The 2,176-nt window shown below is 36.3% G+C and carries 2 protein-coding genes; both read right to left on the reverse strand.

What is annotated here, in order from left to right; all coding sequences use genetic code 11:
• Window positions 1-1,632: DEAD/DEAH box helicase family protein (locus JWV37_RS12555; protein ID WP_205460223.1), on the reverse strand; the 1,632-nt coding region annotated here is incomplete at its 3' end.
• Window positions 1,632-2,176 (reverse strand): DNA methyltransferase (locus JWV37_RS12560; RefSeq protein ID WP_240332213.1); only part of this gene is annotated, 545 nt, incomplete at its 5' end. The genes JWV37_RS12560 and JWV37_RS12555, both read right to left, overlap by 1 nt.

Consider the following 2,176-nt stretch of genomic DNA (forward strand, 5'->3'; position numbering starts at 1 on the left):
GATATTGCCAAAGTTAGGGATATAATCTTTGATTTTTTTCATTTGACTTTTGTCTTTAGCTTGTAGCACATTAACCCAGATATTGCCTTTTTGAAAGTAGTGATGTGTTTTAAAATTTTCTTTGAGTTTCATCGTGACCGTTTTTTCTTCTACTTCTTCAAAATCCGCGATACCACTTTTGGTAAGTTCTGATTTGATAGTGTTGATGTAGCGGCTTTCATTGATGGAGTGAAACATCATCTCTTCAAGCAGTCGTAGTTCGTGGGTTAAGTCATTGTCAAATTTTCGCTTAAACCGCTCATCTCCTTCTAAACTAAAAGGATAATACCTCGCCCCTCGACCTATGAGTTGTGCTTCTTTGGTGGTTGTTTTATTTTTACTTTGCGGTGCTTCATCAAGTTTGACGATGTCAAAAAGATTGAGGACATCCCAGCCTTCATTGAGGATTTCGACGGCAAAAATAGCTCTGATGTGATTGTGTGGAGCTTCCATTTCGTTGAGGTTTTTGAGTGTTACTTCTTTGTCGGCGGATGTTCCATATATCAAAACGGTTTTATCAGGCATAAAAGAAAATTTAATCCGTGTTGTAAAATCGCTTACATGTAAGAGTTTTTCTTTCATTTTGGCGATAATAGAAACCGTTTTGGAGTGTTCCAAAATGTGTTCAATATGCCTTGTTTCAAGTTTTTCGATAAGTGTTTGAAAAAGAGCATAATTCTCATCGGCTTGTTTCGTACTTTTGTTTTTAAACATGACCACTGGCTTGAGAGCGATGCCATTTTTTTCTGCCACTATTTTGCGATATTCGCTTATCATAACGGCTTGAAGCATTCGCAAGGATTTATCATCAAGCGTTTCAAAATCACTAAAATTGCTTGAAAGGAGTGTGACTTCTTTGGAGTATTTGTCTTCACGAAACTTTTTAAGTGGATAGTCGTAGATGATTTTATCATCATAATAGTGATTGTGTAGTCTTGCTGTTGCGGTAAATTCGAGCAAGAGATTTTCACTATTTGTTTTTAGAAGATTTTGCACGGTTTGCCACCAACTGCGTTCATTGTCATTTTCGTTGTCCAGATGGTGTGCTTCATCGGCGATAAGAACGAGCTTTTTATCTTTAAAATCACTGTAAGTGATACCATTTTCCCTCAGGGTTGTGAGGCTTACATGTAATCCTTGAACGGTGGTAAAAAAGATATTGATGTCATTGGGCTTTGCTTCTTCGAAACTGCTTTGGATGAGGTTTATAGAGACTTCTTTGTTCTCAATGCTAATCTTTTGGCTAAAAAGATATTTAGCTGAAGTTGCATTGGCTAAGTTGTCTTTGGTTTTTAAAATGATGTTTGTAGTGTTCACAAAAAAGACAAAATCACGATAACCTCGTGCGTAAAGTTCCAAAATACAACTCGCAATGAGCATCGTTTTTCCGCTTCCTGTTGCCATGTGAAAAAGAAGGTGCTTTGGCTTTATCGTTTCATAGTTTTGGTGCGTGAGGTAAAAAAGAAAATTTTGTAACGCTCTTGTTTGGTATTCTCTTAAATCATGTTTGAGGTTTTCCTTGATATACAAGGGCAGTTGTGGGCGAGGTACAAATTTAAAAGCACCCTCTATCTCTTCAAAAAGCAGTGCCATTACTTAACTCCATAAAACTGTTTGTTAAGGGCTTTTTCCGCTTCATCGATGGCATAGCTTTCATCGTCGATTTCTCCGATGGGAAGATAACGCATATTGTCATTAAGCCGTCCGATAGTGTCTTCTTCGTTAAATGTGTCTATGGTTTTGAGTTCGGCATAAACAAAAGAGCCTTCATTGTTTTTTTCAATAACTTTTTTGACACGCTCACTTGTGATAGTTTCAATATAGTCCATTTGTTCTACAAGGATAAATTTACGGTTTCCTCCATCTTCTTTATTGAGGTCAAGCACGGCATGAGCCGTTGTTCCACTTCCTGTATGGAAGTCTAAAATGATGTCATTATCGCAAGTAGATTGTTCAATAAATGAACGAATTAAATTAACGGGTTTTGGATAGTCAAAAACTTTTTCATCATTAAAAAAAGCTCTTATTTCTTTTGTTGCTTGTTGATTTAAACTTGATTTTAAAATTGTAACTTCAAAAGAATCCTGTTCATTTTCAATGTCAATATTTGATTTTCCGTCAGGTTCAATCCATGTAG

The organism is Sulfurospirillum tamanense, assembly GCF_016937535.1.
Taxonomy (GTDB): Bacteria; Campylobacterota; Campylobacteria; order Campylobacterales; family Campylobacteraceae; genus Sulfurospirillum_B; species Sulfurospirillum_B tamanense.